Origin of the sequence: Variovorax paradoxus (assembly GCF_024734665.1) — a bacterium.
GTDB lineage: Bacteria > Pseudomonadota > Gammaproteobacteria > Burkholderiales > Burkholderiaceae_C > Variovorax.
Genome location: NZ_CP102931.1, coordinates 5,998,360 through 6,017,159 on the forward strand (window position 1 = coordinate 5,998,360; position 18,800 = coordinate 6,017,159).

An 18,800-nucleotide genomic window follows, 5' to 3' on the forward strand; every position below is an offset into this window, starting at 1 on the left:
TTTCTTTCATCCGGCGATGAGCGTCAGGCCAGCACGAGCTGGTGGTTGGCCAGCAGCGTGGCGAGGTCGGTAGTCACGCCGTTGAGCGTGATCAGCGCCGTTGCCGAATAGGCACCGCCCGATCCGTCGCGGTCGATGTTCAACGTCGTGTTGCCGCCGCTGACCGTCACGCTCAGGTAGTTGCCGATGGCATCCCCCGAATCGATGGTGGCCACGCCGTTGATGTAGCGCGCCGCGCCATCCGCGTCGGCGGTGTAGCCCACCAGCAGATCCTTCAGCTCGATGCGGTCCGCATTGGCCGTGGCTTCGAAAGTCCCGACCTCGAACGAACTGACCGCATCCGCGCCGTTGCCGCCCGTGGCGTCGGCGGTTGCGAGCAGCTTGTACAGCAGCGTGTCCTTGCCACCACCCGTCAGCTTGAAGGTGTCGTTGCCGGCACGCCCTTCGAACACGTTGTCTCCCGCGTTGTCGGTGAAAGTGTCGGCACCGCTGCCGCCTGCCAGGCCTTCGATGTTCTTGAAGGTCGCCGTACCGAAGCCGGTGTTCTGTGCGCCGGTGTTGCCCAGGTCGATGGTGAGCGGGGTGCTGCCCGCGAGCTTGTAGTCGACGACGTCGATACCGCCGGTGTTGCTCCAGGCCCTGATGCCGGACACCGTTACCGCACCGCCACCGCCCTCGTACTTGTCGCTGCCCTGGGTGGCGAAGAAGGTGTCGTTGTAGCCGGTTCCGACGATGCCGTTGCCGATGTCGGCGTTGGCGACGTTGGTCCCGGATTCGGCGGTCAGCACGAAGGCATGGTTTGCCTCGCCGGCTTTCAGCCCGGTCCAGGCGGCATTCACGTTCTCGATCGTGTTGCCGCCCAGGTTGCCCAGGCCGCCGACGTCTGCCGCAGCACCGTTGACGATGCGCAGAAGCGCCAGCGTGTAGGTCTCTTTCGGATTCAGCCCGTAGAAATCGACGATGGCCGAGCTGTCGTTGGTCTGGTTGCCGGACTGCGGATTGATCATCTGCGTGCCCACCAGCTTGCCCGACGAGTCGAACAACTGGACGGTGTTGCCATACAGCGCGTTGATGCCCTGCGCATCGAAGATGCGGAAGTGCAGCGACGTGCCGTCGGCCACCGTGCTGGTGTTGGCGACGAACTTCGTGTTGCCCCTCTGGGTGAACGCCAGGAGATCCCGGTCGCCGTCCCAGTCGATGTCGGCTGCGATGGCGCCGGTGACGGCGTTGTTGGTCAGGGGGTTGCCGGTCCACTCCCCGATCTCTTCGAAGAAGCCACCGAGCAGATTGGTCGTGCTGAAGCTGACCGAGGCTCCCGAACTTGTGTTCGTATAGAGATTGATGGGTCCGGTAACGCCCTCCGTCCTCATGCCGCCGGTGTTGCCGAAGCCGGGCAGTTCGATGGCGTCCATCTTGCCGTCGCCGTTCCAGTCCACCGAAAGCGAAGGGCCGCCCTCCAGCCGAAGGCCGTTCCAGGTCCCCCCCATGTCGTCGAAGAAGTACATGCCTGCCGGCTCGGAGCCGATCTTGTTGCCATCGAAGTCGAGCATCTTCAGCTTGCCAGCGCCGTCATTGAACAGGATGCGACTTTGGTACTGCGCTTCGGGCGTCGTGCCATAGCCGCGGCCCATGAAAAGGTCCATGTAGCCGTCGCCGTTGAAGTCGGCCCAGGTCATGGAAATGCCGTTGCCAAAGGCTGGGTCATCGTCACCGCGCTGGAACGTCTTCTCGATGACCTGCGTGTTCTCCCAGGTGCCGTCGCCCTTGTTGGTCGCAACGACCAGGCGATGCGGCTCGGAAGTTGTGACCGTGGACGCACTGGCCGATGGCCCTCCGATCTTCGTCACACCCGCCGTCGCGTGATAGACGATATCGACCTTGCCGTCGTTATTCAGATCGACGCCCGACAACTCCATGTCGAAAGTGGCGTTCTGGTAGTTGCTCGAATTCGCAGGGCCGGGAGTGGCTGCCTGGTCATCGGTGTAACCGCTGTCCTTGGTCATGCCGAGGATGCTGCCGTCCTGGTTCAACACGACCTGGGAGTCGTACCCTCCTCCGCTCGTGGAGTCGTTGGGCGTCTGGTCGCCATAGGCCAGGTCGGTAAAACCATCGCCCGTCTTGTCGAAGGCCATCACGCCGCCGTACCAGCTGAACGTGTTTGCGCTGCCCAGGGTGAGCTTGTCGCCGCCTACGGCGGACGGCCCGCCGACCTGCACCGCGGTGTAGCGGCTGCCGTCGAAGATGAAAGCCTGCTGACCATCGTCATAGGTGCTGTCTTCGGCAAACAGGTCCATGTGCCCGTCGCGGTTGAAGTCCATGAACGTTGCGTTCTGAACGTAGTTGCGTCCGGCATATCCCGAGTTGTACCCAAAGCTCCCCGTTTCGTTGGTGTTGCTCCACAGATGGGTTTGATTGAAGCTGCCAAGCGAGGCGCTGTCGGTTCCGCTGGCATCCAGCATCGTCTGGTTGGTATGGATGCGCCACATGCCGTTCTCTCCGAGCGTGTAGGCAGTCGCCTTCTGGTTCGGATCGCTGGCCGCGGATCCGACAGTCACCGTCGGCGCTGCGGAGACGGACAGTTCGCCCTTGGTGTCGTCGGCCGCAATCCGCGTGCCGGATGCGCTCTTGACGACGGCCTGGACGTCGTAGGACCCGAGTGCGATAGCCGATGGCAGCTGCACATACCAGGTGTTGTGCTTCGGATCGACGACCACTGCGCCATTGGCCGAGCTGTAAGTCTTGCCGTCAACGGTGACCTCGATGTACTCGCCGTTGGACAGCTTGAAGGGCATCGCTCCGGTGACGATCGGCGTGCTATCGACCGTCACCTGGTTGTTGACCGTCACGGCGTAGTCCACGGTCAGCGTGAAGTTGCTCGACGGGGAGCCTTCGTTTCCTGCCGCATCGGCCACGACTGCCCGATAGGTATGAGTCGCTCCATCCGCGAGATTGCCGAGTTCGTAGGTCCAGGTGGTGCCGCTGGCCGTCGCCGTTCCCACCAGCGTCGAGCCCTCGTAGATCCGCAGCACCTCTCCCGGCTCGAGCGCAGCCGTCAGCGTGCCGGTAAGCACCGGATTGGCGTCGTCGGTCGTGGTGCCACTGCCGAAGTTCCCCTTGACCGGGCCCACGTCGTCTGCATAGTTGGCAATGGTCGCGACCTTGGGCGGCACGACCGTGTCCACCGTGAAGGCGAGCGGGGCCGATTGCGAGCCTTCGTTGCCGGCCACATCGGCGCTGCTCACCGTCAGGCTGTGGGCGCCGTTGGCAAGCTCCTTGCCGGCTTCGGGCGTGAAGCTCCACTTGCCCGCAGCGTCCACCGTTGCGGAGCCGATCAGCGTGCCGTTGTCGTAGATCCGGACCGTGCCGTTCGGCTCCGCGCCCGAACCCTTCAGCTCGGGCCGGGCGTCGTTGGTCGCGCTACCCGACGTGACGGGCCCGGTGACGGGGGCCACATCGTCCATGACGCTGTCGATCGAAGGCGCTGCCGAAGGCGGCGTCTGGTCGACGGTGAGCGTGAAGGCAGCCGAAGCGCCGCCCCGATTGCCCGCCGCGTCCTCGACGCGGGCGGTGTAGCTGTAGGTGGTGTCGTCAGCGAGGCCCGAGTCCTGGAAGGTCCAGGTCGCGGCGCCGGTCACGGTGGCGGTGCCGAGACGGGTGCCGTCGCGATAGACAGCCACCACTTCACCCGCGCCGAGCGTGCCGGTGAAAGTGCCGTTGAGCTGCGGCGTCGCGTCGTTGGTCGTGCTTCCCGACCTGAAGATGCCTTGTTGCGGGTCGTTGTTGTCGGTGTAGGTTGCGATCGCCACCGTCTGTGGTGGTGGGGTTGTGTCCACCCCGAGCGTGAAGGCGCTCGAAGCCGTGCCCTGATTGCCTGCCGCATCGGCCACCACCGCCGTGTAGGTGTGCGTGGTGCCATCGGCCAGCGCCGGGAGGGCGAAGGTCCAGCTCGTGCCAGTCACCGTGGCGGTGCCCAGCAGCGTCGTACCCTCGTAGATCCGCACCGCTTCGGTCGCACCGATGGCGGCGCTCAGCGTGCCATTGAGTACCGGCGTGGTGTCGTCGGTGCTCGTGCCGCTGGCATAGTCGCCCCGGTTCGCTCCGGCGTCGTCGGTGTACGTAACGATGCTTGCCGTCTGCGGCGGCGGGGTCGTGCTCACGGTCAGCGAGAAGTTGTTGGAGGCAGCGCCGGCATTGCCGGCCGCATCCATGACCCTGGCCGCGTAGGTATACGTCGAGCCGGTCGAGAGGCCTGCATCCTCGAAGGTCCAGGCCGTGCCGGTCACCTTCGCGATGCCGACGTGCACGCCGTTGCGGAACACGTGCAGCTGTTCGGTGCCGCTGAGCGCCGCCGAGAGCGTGCCCTCAAGCATCGGCGTGTCGTCGTTCGTGCTGCCGTTGGCCGGGATGTCGCCCGAGACTGGGTCGACGTTGTCGATGGCGCGGACCAGTGTCACCGTCTGCGTCGGCGCGGTGGTGTCGATGCGGATGGCGTAGGCGTTGGAGTCGCCCCCCGCATTGGAAGCCGCATCCTGGATGCGGGCGGTGTAGACGTAGGTGGCGCCGGCAGCCAGGCCGCTGTCTGCATAGGTCCAGTGCGTCGCGTCCGTCATGGTCGCGGTGCCGACCACCACGCCGTCGCGCAGCACGACGACCTTCTCGCCTGCCTGCAGCGCTGCCGTGATCGAGCCCGTGACCTGCGGCGTCGTGTCGTTGGTTTCGCCGTTGTTGGCCACGGTGCCTTGCTGCGGATCGACATCGTCGGTCACCGCCGTGATCGTGGCGGTGGTGGACGAGCCGTTGGTCTTCAGCGTGATGGCATAGGGCGATGAGGCCGCACCGGCATTGCCGGCGGCATCTTCGACCTGGGCGGTGTAGCTGTAGCTCGACGCGTCGGCGAGGCCAGTGGTGTCGGTGAAGGACCAGCTGGTTCCCGTGACCGACGCATTGCCGACCTTCGCGCCATTGCGATAGACAACGACCACTTCGTTGCCGCCCAGGCCGGCCGACAGCGCGCCTCGCAGCTCGGGCTGCGAGTCGTTGGTGGTGCCGCCGTTGGCGACGTTGCCCTGGACCGGATCGGCGTTGTCGAAGACGGTCGAGATCGTCACCGTTTGCGGCGGCGCCGAGGCGTCGATGGTGATGGCGTAGCCGCCCGAGATCGCGCCGCGGTTGCCCGCCACATCCTCGACGCGCGCGGTGTAGCTGTAGGTCTGGCCGTTGGCCAGGCCCGTGTCGTTGAAGATCCAGTGGATTGCGTCGGTCATCGTCGCGGTGCCGACCACCGTGCCATCGCGCAGCACCACCACCGTCTCGCCGGCGTTCAGCGCGGCCGAGATGGTGCCCGCCACTTGCGGCGTGAGGTCGTTGGTGTAGCCGTTGTTCGCCACCGCGCCCTGCAGCGGATCGAGGTTGTCGTTGACCGCGGTCACGACTGTCGATTGAGACGGCGCAATGGTGTCGACCGTGAAGGCCAGCGGCGTCGATTGCGGACCTTCGTTGCCGGCCGCGTCGACGTTGCTCACCGTCAGGCTGTGTGCGCCGTCGGCCAGCGTGGGCGTGAACGTCCACTTGCCGGCGGCATCTGCCGTGGCAGTGCCGATCAGAGCGCCGTTGTCGTAGACCTTGACGGTGCCGTTCGGCTCCGCGCCCGAACCCTTCAGCTCGGGCTGGGTGTCGTTGGTCTTTCCGCCCGACGTGATCGGCCCAGTGACGGGCGCCACGTCGTCCACAACGCCGTCGATCGAAGGCGGCGCCGTGGGCGCGGTCTGGTCGACGGTGAGCGTGAAGACAGCCGAAGCACCACCCTGGTTGCCCGCCGCGTCTTCGACGCGAGCGGTGTAGCTGTAGCTGCTGCCGTTGACGAGGCCGCCGTCCTGGAAGGTCCAGGTCGCGGCACCGGTCACGGTGGCTGCACCGAGGCGGATGCCGTCGCGATAGATAGCCACCACCTCACCCACGCCGAGCGTGCCCGCGAAGGTGCCATTGAGCAGCGGCATGGTGTCGTTGGTCGTGCTGCCCGACGCGAAGATGCCTTGCTGCGGGTCCTGGTTGTCGGTGTAGCTTGTGATTGCCGCGGACTGCGTCGGTGGGGTCGTGTCCACCGTGAGCGTAAAGCGGTCGGAGGCCGTGCCTTCGTTGCCGGCGGCATCGGTCACCACGGCCGTGTAGGTGTGGGTGCTTCCGCCCACCAGTGCCGGCGTGGCGAAGGTCCAGCGCGTGCCGGTCACCGTAGCGGTGCCCAGCAGCGTCGTGCCCTCATAGATGCGCACCGCGTCGGTTGCTCCGATGGCTGCGCTCAGCGTGCCGTTGAGTACCGGGGTGGTGTCGTCAGTGCTTGTGCCGCTGGCATAGTCGCCACGGTTCGCTCCGGCATCGTCGGTGTACGTGACGATGCTGGGCGTCTGCGCTGGCGCGCTCGTGCTCACGGTCAGCGAGAAGCTGTTCGAAGCCGTGCCCTGGTTGCCCGCTGCGTCAGCCACGACCGCCGTGTAGGTGTGGGTGCTGCCGCTGGCCAGCGCCGGGGTGGCGAAGGTCCAGTTGGTGCCCGTCACGGTGGCGGTGCCCAGCAGTGTCGTGCCTTCGTAGATTCGCACCACGTCGGTCACGCCGATGGCTGCATTCAGCGTGCCGTTGAGTACAGGCGTGGTGTCGTCGGTGCTCGTGCCGCTGGCAAAGTCGCCCTTGTTCGTGCCGGCGTTGTCGGTGTATGTGGCAATGGTCGCGATCTGCACCGGCGCCGTGGTGTCCACGGTCAGCGAGAAGGCCGGCGAGGCCGCGCCTTCGTTACCTGCCGCGTCGGCAATTGCCGCCGTGTAGGTGTGGGCGCTGCCGCTGGTCAGTGCCGGCAGGTCGAAGCTCCAGTTCGTGCCGGTCACCGTGGCGGTGCCCAGCAGCGTCGTGCCCTCGTAGATTCGCACCACGTCGGTTGCGCCGATGGCTGCATTCAGCGTGCCGTTGAGTACCGGCGTGGTGTCGTCGGTGCTCGTGCCGCTGGCAAAGTCACCCTTGTTCGTGCCGAAGTTGTCGGTGTACGAGACGATGGTCGCGGCCTGCGGCGGCGGCGTGGTGTCCACCGTCAGCGAGAAGACCGCCGAGGTGGTGCCCTTATTGCCTGCTGCGTCGGCAATCGCCGCCGTGTAGGTGTGGGCACTGCCGTTGGCCAGCGCCGGCGTGGCGAAGGTCCACGCGGCATTTGTCACGGTAGCCGTGCCCAGCAGCACAGTGCCTTCGTAGATCTGCACGACGTCGCCGGTCTTCAGGCCATCGACCGTGCCCTTGAGCACTGGAGTCGTGTCGTTCGTGCTGGTCCCGCTGCCGTATTCGCCGGTGTTGGGCGCAACGTCGTCGGTGTAGGCGGTGATGGCCACGGCGTTGTCGGTAGTCGGTCCGCTGTTGTCGATGACCACGACTTGCGAGATCGCCGGGGTCGCGTTGCCTGCCGCGTCCACCACGCGTGTCAGGAACGTATGGCTGCCATCGGGCAGCGAGGTGGCCGTGTTGTCGTACTGGTAGGTGTTGCCGCCGGTCGGCGTGGCGTTGTTCCAGGTCTTGCCGTTGTCCAGCGAGATCTGCACCGTGGCGCCTGCTTCCATTGCCGAATCGATCGTGACCGTTGCCACAAGGGTGCGGTCGCTGGTGACGAAGTCGCTATTGCTCGTGCCGGTGTCGGTGCTGATCGCGCCGAGCGTGGCCTTGATTGCGGGCGCCGTGGTGTCCACGTTGATCACGAAGTCGCCCGACGGCTTGCTCTCGTTGCCTACCGGGTCGATGGCTGTGGCGGTGAGCCGGTGTGCTCCCTCGGTCAGCGGCGTGGTCGGCGTGAAGCTCCAGCTGCCGTCGGCCTTCACCGTCGTGCTGCCGATGGCGCTGCCGATGGCGCTGCCGTTGTCGTAGACCTGGATGACGTCGCCCGGCGTCGCACTGCTGCCGGTGAGCGTGGGCGTGGTGTCGTCGCTGGCGCCGCCGTTGGCGAGCGGGCCCTGCACCGAGCCGACGTCGTCCGTGGCTGCGCCGATGGCCGGCACGTTCGGCGCGCTCGTGTCGATGGTCAGCGCGAGGCTGGCTTCGCCATTCTTGCCCGCGGCGTTCACTGCGGTGGCGGTGTAGTTGTGAGCACCCTCGCCCTGCACCGGCAGCGTGAGGCTCCAGTTGCCGTTGGCATCCGCCGTGGTGGAGCCGAGAAGGGCCGAACCTTCCTTGACGGTCACGGCGGCACCGGGCGTGGCCGTGCCCACGAGCGTCGGCGTGGTGTCGTCGGTGGACGCGCCGGAGGCGAGGTTGCCTTGCTTGCTGCCCTTGTCGTCCAGCGCCTGGACGATGCTGACGACGACATCCGTGGTGTCGACCTTGAAGTCCAGCGGCGCGCTGGCAACGCTGGTGTTGCCAGCGGCGTCGGTGAGCGTGTGCGTGATGCTGCGCGCGCCCTGGCCCAGCGGCGTGCTGGGCGTGAAGCTCCAGCTGCCATCGGCCTTGACGGTGGCACTGCCGAGGAGAGTGGCGCCGTCGTACACCCTGACGGTGTCGCCGGCCGTGGCTCCGCTGCCGCCGAAGGTTGGCGAGGCGTCGTCGGTACTGCCGCCAGCCACGATCGGACCGGTGACTGCGCCCTGGTCGTCCGTGGCCACGACCACGCCCGGAGTAGCTGGTGCCGTGGTGTCGAGCACGATCGGGTAGGCGCCCGTGGCCGGGCTGGTCTGGCCCGCGCCGTCGACCGCAACGGCGCTCAGGTTCTTCAAGCCATCGCCACCCAGGGGGCTGGTGGTCACGCTCCACGTGCCGTTGGCGGCCACGCTGGCCGATCCGACGGGCACGCCGTCGGCGCGCACGATCACGACCGTACCGGCCGTGCCGGTGCCGTTCAGCGTGAGGGTGGTGTCGTCGGTGCTGGCGTCCCGGGCAACGCTGCCGCTCACGCTACCCTTGTCATCGCTCACACCGGTGATCGCCGGTGCAGCGGGCGCATCGCCCAGCACGGTGAAGGTCGATGCAGGCGTGATGGCGCTGACGTTGCCTGCAGCATCCACAGCCTGCGCGGTGAGGCTGTGCGGGCCCGTGTCCAAGGGCAGCGCGGGCTCGAAGCGCCAGCTGCCATCGGCATTCATTGCCGTGTTGCCGATCAGCTTGCCGTTGTCGTAGACGTTGATGCTCGACACCTGCGTGGCGTCTGCCTTGCCGGTGTACACCGGCTTGCTGTCGTCGGTCTGCGCACCAGTGGCGATGGGGCCTGTTAAGGCACCCACGTCGTCCAGCACCTGGATCAGAGACGGGTCCAGCGCTGCGGGCGCCGTGATGTCCACGTTGAGCGTGAAGGCGCCCGAACGCGGGCTCTCGTTGCCGGCCGGATCGGTCAGCGTGTAGCTGAGCTGATGCGTGCCCTCGCCGAGCGGGTTGGTCGGCGTCAGCGTGCCGGTGGCCGGGTCATAGGCTGCCGCGACCTTGGTGCCGTCGACATACAGTGACGGTGTCGAGCCAGCCGGAGCCGTGCCGATATTGATGCCGGGCGTGGTGTCGTCGGAGATCCCTGCGACGCTCGCCGGATTCCTGATCGCGCCAGCATCGTCGGCATAGCTCGTCGCGGCTGCCGGAGCAGCCGGAGCGGTCGTGTCGACGGTGATGGCGAGTGCCGGTGACGGCTTGCTCTCGTTGCCGGCCGCATCGGTCAGCGTGTAGCTGATCTGATGTGCGCCCTCGCCCAGGGGGGTGGTTGGCGTCAGCGTGCCGGCGGCCAGGTCATAGGTCGCGTCGACCTTCGTGCCATCGACATAGAGCGATGGTGTCGAGCCAGCCGGAACCGCGCCGATGTTGATACCGGGCGTGGTGTCGTCGGTGGTCGCGGCCGTGCTTGCCGGGTTCCTGATCGCACCGGCATCGTCGGCATAGCCCGTCGCGGCAGCCGGAGTGGCGGGCGCGGTCGTGTCGACGGTGATGGCGAGCGACGGTGATTGTTTGCTCTCGTTGCCGGCCGGGTCGGTCAGCGTGTAGCTGAGCTGGTGCGTGCCCTCGCCGAGCGGGTTTGCCGGCGTCAGCGTGCCAGTGGCCGGGTCATAGGTCGCGGCAACCTTGGCGCCGTCGACATACAGCGATGGCGTCAAGCCGGCCGTAAGCGTGCCGATGTTGATACCGGGCGTGGTGTCGTCCGTGGTCCTGGCGACGCTCGCCGGGTTCTTGACCGCACCAGCATCGTCGGCATAGCTCGTCGCAGCTGCCGGAGCGGCCGGAGCAGTCGTGTCCACGTTGATCGCAAAGTCGCCCGAGGGCCTGCTCTCGTTGCCTACCGGATCGATGGCCGTGGCGGTGAGCCGATGCGCACCCTCGGCCAGTGGCGTGGTCGGCGTGAAGCTCCAGCTGCCGTCGGCCTTGACTGTCGTGCTGCCGATGGCGCTTCCGTTGTCGTAGACCCTGATGACGTCGCCCGGCGTCGCGCCGATGCCGGTAAGCGTGGGCGTGGTGTCGTCGGTGGCGCCGCCGCTCGCAAGCGGACTTTGCACCGCGCCGACATCGTCCGTGGCTGCGCCGATGGCCGGCACGCTTGGCGCGCTCGTGTCGAAGGTCAGCTCAACGGTGGCCTCGCCGTTCTTGCCGGCCGCGTTTACCGCAGTGGCCGTGTACTTGTGCGCTCCCTCGCTCTGCTCCGGCAGTGTGAGGCGCCAGTTGCCGTTGGCATCCGCCGCGGTGGAGCCGAGAAGGACAGTGCCTTCCTTGACAGTCACGACGGCGCCGGCCGTGGCCGTACCCACGAGCGTCGGCGTGGTGTCGTCGGTAAGCGAACCAGAGGCGAGATTGCCTTGCCTGCTGCCCTTGTCGTCCAGCGCCTGGGCGATGCTGACGACGACATCCGTGGTGTCGACCTTGAAGTCCAGCGGCGCGCTGGCGACGCTGGTGTTGCCCGCGGCGTCGGTGACCGTCTGCGTGATGCTGTGCGCACCCTGGCTCAGCGGTGTGCTGGGCGTGAAGCTCCAGCTGCCGTCCGCCTTCACCGTCGTGCTGCCGATGGCGCTGCCGTTGTCGTAGACCTGGATGACGTCGCCCGGCGTCGCACCGCTGCCGGTGAAGGTGGGCGTAGTGTCGTCGCTGGTGCCGCCGCTTGCGAGCGGGCCTTGCACCGAGCCGATGTCGTCCGTGGCCACGACCACGCCCGGGGCGGGCGGCGGCGTGGTGTCGAGCACGATCGGGTAGATGCCCGTGGCCGGGCTGGCCTGACCTGCGCCGTCGACCGCGACAGCGCTCAGGTTCTTCACGCCATCGCCGCCCAGGGGGCTGGTGGTCACGCTCCACGTGCCGTTGGCCGCCACGCTGGCCGATCCGACGGGCACGCCGTCGGCGCGCACGATCACGACCGTACCGGCCGTGCCGGTGCCGTTCAGCGTGAGGGTGGTGTCGTCGGTGCTGGCGTTCTGGGCAACGCTGCCGCTCACGCTACCCTTGTCATCGCTCACACCGGTGATTGCCGGTGCAGCGGGCGCGTCGCCCAGCACGGTGAAGGTCGATGCGGGCGTGATGGCGCTGACGTTGCCTGCCGCATCCACTGCTTGCGCGGTAAGGCTGTGTGGGCCCGTGGCCAAGGGCAGCGCGGGCTCGAAGCGCCAGCTGCCGTCGGCATTCACTGCCGTGCTGCCGATCAGCTTGCCGTTGTCGTAGACATTGACACTCGACACCTGCGCGGGGTCGGCCTTGCCGACGTACGCCGGCTTGCTGTCGTCGGTCTGCGCACCGGCGGCGATAGGGCCCGTTACGGCGCCCACGTCGTCCAGCACCTGTATCTTGGAAGCATCGAGCGCCGAGGGCGCCGTGGTGTCCACGGTGACCGCGAGCGAGCCCGAAGGCGGGCTCTCGTTGCCGGCCGGATCGGTCAGCGTGTAGCTGATCCGGTGCGCGCCCTCTCCGAGCGGGTTGGTCGGCGTCAGCGTGCCGGTGGCCGGGTCGTAGGTCGCGGCGACCTTGGTGCCGTCGACATACAGCGACGGTGTCGAGCCGGCCGGAACCGTGCCGATGTTGAGTCCGGGCGTGGTGTCGTCGGTGGTCGCGGCAACGCTCTTCGGGTCCTTGACCGCACCGACGTCGTCGGCATAGCCCGTCGCGGCGGCTGGTGCGGCCGGAGCGGTCGTGTCGACGGTGATGGCAAGTGCGGGTGACGGCTTGCTCTCGTTGCCAGCAGCATCGGTCAGCGTGTAGCCGAGCTGATGCGCGCCCTCGGCCAAAGGCGTGGCCGGAGTGAAGCTCCAGCTGCCGTCGGCCTTGACTGCCGTGCTGCCGATGGCGCTGCCGTTGTCGTAGACCTTGACGACATCGCCCGGCGTCGCGCCGCTGCCGGCGAGCGTGGGCAAGGTGTCATCCGTGGTGCTGCCGCTTGCGAGCGGGCCTTTCACCGAGCCGACGTCATCCGTGGCCGCGGCGATGGGCGGCACGTTCGGCGCGCTCGTGTCGACGGCAACGGCGAGTGCCGGCGACTGCCTGCTCTCGTTGCCGGCCGGATCGGTCAGCGTGTAGCTGAACTGGTGCGTGCCCTCGCCGAGCGGATTGGTCGGCGTCAGCGTGCCGGTGAGCGGGTCATAGGTTGCCGCGACCTTGACTCCGTCGATATACAGCGATGGCGTCGAGCCAGCAGCAAGCGTGCCGATGTTGATGCCGGGCGTGGCGTCGTCCGTGGTCTTTGCGACGCTCGCCGGGTTCTTGACTGCACCGGCGTCGTCGGCATAGCTGGTTACGGCTGCTGGAGCGGCCGGCGCGGTCGTGTCGACGTTGACCACGAAATCGCCCGAGGGCCTGCTCTCGTTGCCCACCGGGTCGATGGCCGTGGCGGTGAGCCGGTGTGCCCCTTCGGTCAGCGGCGTGGTCGGCGTGAAGCTCCAACTGCCGTTGGCCCCGACCGCCGTGCTGCCGATAGTGCTGCCGTTGTCGTAGATCTTGATGACGTCGCCCGGCGTCGCACCGCTGCCGGTGAGCGTGGGCGTTGTGTCGTCGCTGGCTGCGCCGTTGACGAGCGCGCCCTGCACCGAGCCGACGTCGTCCGCTACCGCAGCGACACGCGGCGCGTCCGGTGCACTGGTGTCGATGGTCAGTGCAAGGCTGGCTTCGCCGTTCTTGCCCGCGGCGTTCACCGCGGTGGCCTTGTACTCGTGCGCCCCCTCGCCCTGCACCGGCAGCGTGAGGCTCCAGTTGCCGTTGGCATCCGCCGTGGTGGAGCCGAGAACGGTCGCGCCTTCCTTGACGGTCACGATGGCGCCGGCCGTGGCCTTGCCCTCGAGCGTTGGCGTGGTGTCATCGGTACGCGCACCGGGAGCAAGATTGCCTCGCACGCTGCCCTGGTCGTCCGCCGCATGGGTGATGCTGACGACGACATCCGTCGTGTCGATCTTGAAGTCCAGCGGCGCGCTGGCGGCGCTGGTGTTGCCAGCGGCATCGGTGACCGTGTGCGTGATGCTGTGCGCGCCCTCGCCCAGCGGCTTGCTGGGCGTGACGCTCCATGCGCCATCGGTTGCCGCCGTGGTGCTGCCGATGAGGGTGGCGCCGTCGTACACCCTGACGGTGTCACCAGCCTTCACGCCGTTGCCGCCGAAGGTTGGCGAGGCGTCGTCGGTGGTGCCGCCGGCTGTGATCGGGCCGGTGACTGCGCCCTGGTCATCCACGGCCGCGACCACGCCCGGAGTAGCCGGCGCCGTGGTGTCGAGCACGATCGGGTAGAGCCCCGTGGCCAGGCTGGCCTGGCCCGCGCCGTCGACCGCGACGGCGCTCAGGTTCTTGACGCCGTCCCCGCTCAAGGGACTGGTGGTCACGCTCCAGGTGCCGTTGGCAGCCACGCTGGCAGAGCCCACGGCCACGCCGTCGGCGTACACGGTCACGACGGTGCCGACAGTGCCGGTGCCGCTCAGAGTGGGCGTGGTGTCGTCGGTGCTGGCGTCCTTGGCGATGTTGCCGCTCACGCTGCCCCTGTCGTCGCTCACGCCGGTGATAGCCGGTGGCGTGGGCCGATCGCCCACCAAGGTGAAGGTCGATGCGGGCGTGATGACGCTGACGTTGCCCGCCGCATCCACGGCCTGCGCGGTGAGGCTGTGCGCTCCCTCGGCCAGGGGCAGGTCGGGCGTAAAGCGCCAGCTGCCGTCGGCATTCACCGCTGTGCTGCCGATCAGCTTGCCGTTGTCGTAAATGTTGATGCTCGACACCTGCGCCGGGTCGGCCTTGCCGGTGTACTCCGGCTTGCTGTCGTCGGTCTGCGCACCGGCGGCCAGCGGGCCCTTCACGGCGCCCACGTTGTCCAGCACCTCGATCCTGGAGGCGTCCAGCGCCAGAGGCGGCGTGGTGTCAACGCCGACCCTGAAGGCGCCCGAACGCGGGCTCTCGTTGCCGGCCTGATCTGTCAGCGTGTAGCTGAGCTGGTGTTCGCCCTCGGCGAGCGGGTTGCTCGGCGTCAGCGTGCCGGTGGCCGGGTCATAGGTTGCCGCGACCTTGATGCCCTCGACATACAGCGACGGGGTCAGGCCGACTGCAACGGTGCCGATGTTGATGCCGGGCGTGGTGTCGTCCGTGGTCGCGGCAACGCTTGCCGGGTTCTTGACCGCACCGGCGTCGTCGGCATAGCTCGTCGCGGCGGCCGGCGGTGGTGGAGCGGTCGTGTCGACGGTGACGATAAGTGCCGGCGACTGCGCGCTCTCGTTGCCCACCGGGTCGAGGGCCGTGGCGGTGAACCGGTGCACCCCCTGCTTCAGCGGTGTGTTCGCTCCGGTGAAGGCGAATTTCCAGCTGCCATCGGCTTCGACCGTTGTGCTGCCGATGGCAATGCCGTTGTCGTAGATCCTGATCTTGTCGCCCGGCGTCGCACCGCTTCCGGCGAACGTGGGGGTGGTGTCGTCGGTGAAGCCGGCGTTGGCGAGCGGGCCCCGCACCGAGCCGGCGTCGTCCATGGCCTCGGCGATGGACGGCACGGCCGGCGGGGTCGCGTCGATGGTCAACGCAAGGGCGGCCTTGCTGTTGGTGCCGGCGGCGTTCACTGCGGTGGCCGTGTACTGATGCGCTCCTTCGCTCTGCACCGGCAGCGCGAGGCGCCAGTTGCCGCTGGCATCCGCCGTGGTGGAGCCGAGAACGTTCGCACCCTCCGTGACAGTCACGACGGCGCCTGCCGTGGTCTTGCCCTCGAGCGTCGGGCTGGTTTCGTCGGTGAATCCGTCGGGGAATGTCTTTGGCTGGCGCCCGGACGCCAGCTTGAGGCTGACGGGCACGCCCGTGGTGTCGACCTTGAAGTCCAGCGGCGCACCGGCAGCGCTGGCATTGCCTGCGGCATCGGTGGCCGTCTGCGTGATGCTGTGCGCGCCCTCGCCCAGCGACGTGCCGGGCTTGACGCTCCAGCTACCGCTGGCATCGACCGTCGCGCTGCCGATGACGCTGCCGTTGTCGAAGACCTTGATGACGTCGCCCGGCGTTGCGCCGCTCCCGCCGAACGTGGGCATGGTGTCGTCGGTGGTGCTGCCGTTGGCGAGCGGGCCTCGCACCGGGCCGGCGTTGTCCGTGACCGCAGCGATGACCGCGGCCGGAGGGGTCGTGTCGAGGACCGCACTGTCGGCCACCGCAGACGTGGAGACATTGCCGGCAAGGTCGCGGCTGGTCGCGCTGACGCGAAGCGTCCTGCCTTCGGCCGGGTTGGCGAACGAGACATTGACAAAGCCGTTGGCGACATCCGCCGCGGTCAGCGTGACGCTGGGCGTGGCCGTGCCGTCGGTGAGGCTGATGACGTCGCCCACGGCTGCGCCGGACACGAGCGTGACCTTCACGGTCACGTCGGCGCCCTTCTCGCTGGCGTTGATGAAGCCGTCGTTGTTGGCGTCGTTGACGATCGCGACGCTGATGACCGGTGCAGCCCTGTCGACCGTGGCCGTGGCTTCGGGGCTGGTGTTGCCAGCCGCATCGGCGGCGGCAGCGCGCAGCACGGTGCCCTCGGGCAGGGTGGCCGCCGGCGCGATGCTGTACTTGCCATTGAGCGCGACCGTCGTGCCAATGACGTTGCCCGCGCCGTCCTTGATCGTGACCACGGAGTCGGCCTCGGCGGTGCCCGTGATTGCACTGCCGTTGGTCGGGTTGATGGTGGGTGCGGCCGGAGGCTTGCTGTCCACCGTCGCCGTGGCCTCGGGGCTGGGGTTGCCAGCCGCGTCGGTGGCAACGACGTGCAGCACGGTGCCGTCCGGCAGAGTGGCTGCCGGCGTGACGCTGTACGTGCCGTTGGGCCCGGCGGTGGCGCTGCCGATGAGGTTGCCTGCGTCGTCCTTGATCGTGACCAGGGAGCCGGCTTCGGCCGCGCCAGTGATCAGGCGGCCACTGGTCGGGTTGACCGTAGGCATGTCGACCGCCGTGCTGTCGACCTCGGTCGTGGCTTCGGGGCTGGTGTTGCCCGCCGCATCGGTGGCGACAACGTGAAGCACCGTACCGTCCGCCGGAACGGTTGCCGGGGTGACGCGGTACGTGCCGTTGGCCGCGGCGGTGGCGCTGCCGACGATGTTGCCCAGGCCGTCCTTGATCGTGACGACCGAGCCGGGTTCGGCCGTGCCCGTGATCGGGTCGCCGTCGGTTGGGTGGACCTTGGGCGCGGCCGGGGGCGTTCTGTCTACTGTTGCCTTGGTTTCGGGACTGGTGTTGCCAGCCGCATCGGTGGCGGCAACGTGTAGCACAGCGCCATCCACCGGGGGGGTCGCGGGCGTGATGGTGTACGTGCCGTTGGCAGCGACGGTGGCGCTGCCGATGACCTTGCCCGAGTCGTCCTTGATCGTGACGACAGCGCCGGCTTCGGCAGTGCCCGCGATCTGGTTCCCGTTCGTCGGGTTGACCTTCGGTGCAGCGGGCGGCGTGCTGTCGACCGTGGCCGTGGCGGGCTGGCTGGCGTTGCCGGCCGCGTCCGTCGCCACGACGTTGATCACCGTGCCGTCGGCCGGAGGCTGCGCCGGGGTGATGGCGTAGGTGCCGTTGGGCCCCGCAGTCGTGCTGCCGATGACGTTGTCCAGGCCATCCTTGATCGTGACGACCGAGCCGGCCTCGGCCGTGCCGGTGATCGGGTTGCCGTTTGTCGGGCTGACGGTCGGCGCAGCGGGCGGCGTGCTGTCGACCTTGGTCGTGGCGGGCAGGCTGGCATTGCCGGCCGCGTCCGTCGCCACGACGTTGATCACCGTGCCATCGGCCGGAGGCTTCGCCGGGGTGAAGCTGTAGGCGCCATTGACTGCGGCGGTCGTGCTGCCGATGACGTTGCCCAGGCCGTCCTTGATCGTGACGACCGAGCCGGCCTCGGCCGTACCGGTGATGGGGCTGCCATCCGTCGGGTTGACGGTCGGTGCATCGGGTCGCGCGCTGTCGACCGTGGCCCTGGCTTCCGGACTGGCGTTGCCGGCGGCATCGGTGGCGACAACGCGCAATTGCGTTCCGTTTGCCGGAGGCGTCGCGGGCGCGATTCTGTACGTACCGTTGGCAGCGACGGTGGCGCTGCCAACGAGCTTGCCCGAGTCATCCCTGATCGTGACGAGAGTGCCGGCTTCGGCCGTGCCGGTGATCGGGCTGCCGGCGGTCGGGTTGACGGTCGGCGCATCGGGCGCCTTGCTGTCGACCGTGGCCGTGGCGGGCAGGCTGGCGTTGCCGGCCGGGTCGGTTGCAACGACGCTGATCACCGTGCCGTGGGGCGGCGGCGTGGTGGGGGTGACGGCATACGTGCCGTTGGGTGCAGCGGTCGCACTGCCGATGACCTTGCCCGCGCTGTCCTTGATCGTGACCAGGGAGCCGGGTTCGGCCGTGCCCGTGACGGGGCTGCCGTCGGTGGGGTTGACGGTGGGCCTTGCCGGAGCCGCGCTGTCGACGGTGGTCGTGGCCGGCTGGCTGACATTGCCGACCGCGTCTGCGGCCACAACGTTGATCACCGTGCCGTGGCTCAGCGGCGTGGCCGGCGTGATGCTGTAGGCGCCGTTCTGCGCTGCAGTCGTTTGGCCGATGACGGTGCCGTTTGCGTCGATGACCGTGACCACCGAGCCGGGCTCCGCGGTGCCGGTGATGGGACTGCCATCGGTGGGATCGATCGTAGGCACCTGGGGCGGCGTGCTGTCGACGGTCGTCCGGGCGTCGGGGCTGGCATTGCCGGCCCGATCCACGGCGACGACGCGAAGCTCCATGCCGTGCGGCGGCGGCGTGGTGGGATGGACGACATAGCTGCCGTCGGGCGCGACGGTCGCGCTGCCGATTTCCTTGCCCGTGCTGTCGGTGACCTTGACGATCGTGCCCGGCTCAGCGGTGCCGGTGATCGAACTGGCATTGGCGGGGTTGACGGTGGGCTTGCCCGGCGGCGTGGTGTCGCCCGGCGCTGCGAGCGGCAGAACCGGCAGTTGCTGACCACCACCTCCGCCTCCGCCGCCGCCGCCAGCGGCACCCGCGAGAGCCAGCCCGCCGCCGACCAGCCAGGGCAGCACGCCGAAGTTGAAGTCCTGATGCAGCAACAGAGGCTCGATGGAATCGATGCTCGAATAGTCGGCCGCCAGGGCGCCCTGCCCTTCGCCGAGCTTGGCCAGCCAAAGGCCGCCCTTGTCGTCGCTCAGCACCAGGTCGCTCTTGTTGCCATCGAACGACGTGAAGAACTCACGAACGGTGATGACCTCGCCCGAAACGGCGGTGATGACCAGATCGTTGCCGACGCGGCGCATTCCCTTGATCTGCCCTTGCGGCAGGCCGATGCGGACAACCGACGCCTGGTCAAGGGTGGTTTCGTTCACCAAAGCCTTGCGGACACCGCCGCCACGCTTGCCAATTACTTCAAATTCGATCATTTATAAACTCCCTGATATTAG

The 18,800-nt window shown here is 68.0% G+C and carries 1 protein-coding gene; it reads right to left on the minus strand.

What is annotated here, in order from left to right; translation table 11 throughout:
• Positions 1-23: 23 nt before the first annotated feature.
• Positions 24-18,779, minus strand: coding sequence for an Ig-like domain-containing protein (locus tag NWF24_RS28260; protein ID WP_258351429.1), 18,756 nt, complete (start codon positions 18,777-18,779; stop codon positions 24-26).
• Between the last annotated feature and the right edge of the window lie 21 nt (positions 18,780-18,800).

Excerpts from the sequence above, each read along its gene's own strand:
- NWF24_RS28260 (WP_258351429.1), bottom strand. The coding sequence starts at position 18,779 with ATGATCGAATTTGAAGTAATTGGCAAGCGTGGCGGCGGTGTCCGCAAG.